Origin of the sequence: Devosia sp. MC1541 (assembly GCF_012847305.1) — a bacterium.
GTDB lineage: Bacteria > Pseudomonadota > Alphaproteobacteria > Rhizobiales > Devosiaceae > Devosia.
Genome location: NZ_JABBDZ010000042.1, coordinates 1 through 1,653, shown reverse-complemented (window position 1 = coordinate 1,653; position 1,653 = coordinate 1). Strand labels below are relative to the sequence as shown.

At 64.1% G+C, this 1,653-nt stretch carries 1 protein-coding gene and 2 pseudogenes; all 3 read left to right on the top strand.

Annotated features, from left to right (window positions below; genetic code table 11):
• A pseudogene (locus HKD40_RS17595) lies at positions 1-128 on the top strand (IS256 family transposase); the annotation flags it as partial.
• A gap of 73 nt (positions 129-201) precedes the next feature.
• Positions 202-1,281 (top strand): transposase, encoded by a 1,080-nt coding sequence (locus HKD40_RS17590; RefSeq protein ID WP_169197065.1) that lies wholly within the window; start codon positions 202-204, stop codon positions 1,279-1,281.
• A 137-nt stretch (positions 1,282-1,418) separates the two neighbouring features.
• Positions 1,419-1,653 (top strand): annotated as a pseudogene (locus HKD40_RS17585) (transposase); the annotation flags it as partial.

Sequence of the window (1,653 nt, the reverse complement as noted above, 5' to 3'; positions counted from 1 at the left end):
CCGGCAAGAGCGGTCGCCGCGTGGCCAGTGCCTTTATCGCCACGGCCTTCGCTCAGGAGACGCCGGAGGCCGCCAGCACCCAATGGCGCGCCGTTGCCGACCAGATCCGTCCGCGGGTGCCCAAGCTGGACACCCGCAAAAACCCTCGCGCCTTTGGTGCTGTCGTGATTCACTGACGATGCTTGATCATGGAGCATCGTCATGGACCCACAGTCGCTGTTCAGCCTGAACGATCACCTTGAGGCGCTGAGCCAGCATGGTGATCCGCTCGAGGTGTTGGAGCGGACAGTGGACTTCGAGTACTTCCGCGGCTGGCTCGTCGAGGGGCTGGGCTATGGCGACGGCAGCAAGGGTGGCCGGCCGCCCTTTGATCCGGTGGCCATGTTCAAGATCCTGATCCTGCAGGCCCAGCACAACCTGTCGGACGCCCGCATGGAGTTCATGATCCGTGACCGTCTGAGCTGGATGCGGTTCCTGGGGTTCTCGCTCGGGGACCGGACCCCGGATGAGAACACCATCCGTCATTTCCGTAACCGCATGACCGAGACGGGTACGCTCAAGCGGGTGATGAAGGCCTTCGACTGGCAACTGCACAAGAAGGGGTACATCCCGATGTCGGGGCAGATCGTCGATGCCTCGCTGGTGCCGGCGCCCCGGCAGCGCAACACCGATGGCGAGCAGCAGGCGATCAAGGACGGCAAGACGGCCACGGAAATCTGGCCGGACGAGCCGGCCAAGGCGGCCCAGAAGGACACCGATGCGCGCTGGACGCTCAAGGTGGGCGGCAAGGTGCGCTATCGGGCAGACGGCACGCCGCTGCCGATGATCGCGCTGCCGGTGTTCGGCTACAAGAGCCACATCAGCATCGATCGCCGCTACGGATTCATCCGGGCCGCTGCGGTCACCTCGGCATCCCATCCCGATGGCCGGATGCTGCGCCAGGTCATTGACCGGCAGAACACCGGCAGTGAAGTGTGGGCTGACAGCGCCTACCGCTCACAGAGCAACGAAGCCTGGCTCGCCGATCGCATGCTGACCAGCCGCATCCATCGACGAAAGCCCAAGGGCAAGCCGATGCCGGTAGCGACGGCTCGGGCCAACGCCGCCAAGTCGGCGGTGCGCGCCAGGATCGAGCATGTCTTTGCTCATCAGAAGAACCGCTTCGGTCTGTTCATCCGCACCATCGGCATCGCCCGCGCCGAGGCGAAACTGACGCTGGCGAACCTGGCCTACAACTTCGACCGTCTGATCTTCCACGAAAAGCGTCTCGCCACGCCATGAGTCCGTCCGCACGTGCGGGAAAACGCCTGGGTCCAGCGCTGCGGGCCACCCAGAAGGACCAATCTTGCCGAAAGCACTGGATCTCACACCGGCATCATGGCGCCGCCGGACACATCCACCCAGTTTTTGCGGGTGTCCAGCTCGCCACCATCATGGACGAGGCCGAGCACGACGTCCTTGCCTACATGAGCTTCCCCAGGGAGCATCGGGCCAAGCTGCATAGCAACAACCCGATAGAACGGGTGAATGGCGAGGTGAAGCGGCGGACCGAGGTGGTGGGCATCTTCCCCAACGAGGATGCCATCGTCCGGCTCGTTGGCGCCATCCTGCTTGAGCAGAACGATGAGTGGGCTGTGCAGCGCGCCAGATACA

Bases quoted from the DNA above. Each gene is read 5' to 3' on its own strand.
- HKD40_RS17590 (WP_169197065.1), top strand. From the start codon at position 202: ATGGACCCACAGTCGCTGTTCAGCCTGAACGATCACCTTGAGGCGCTG.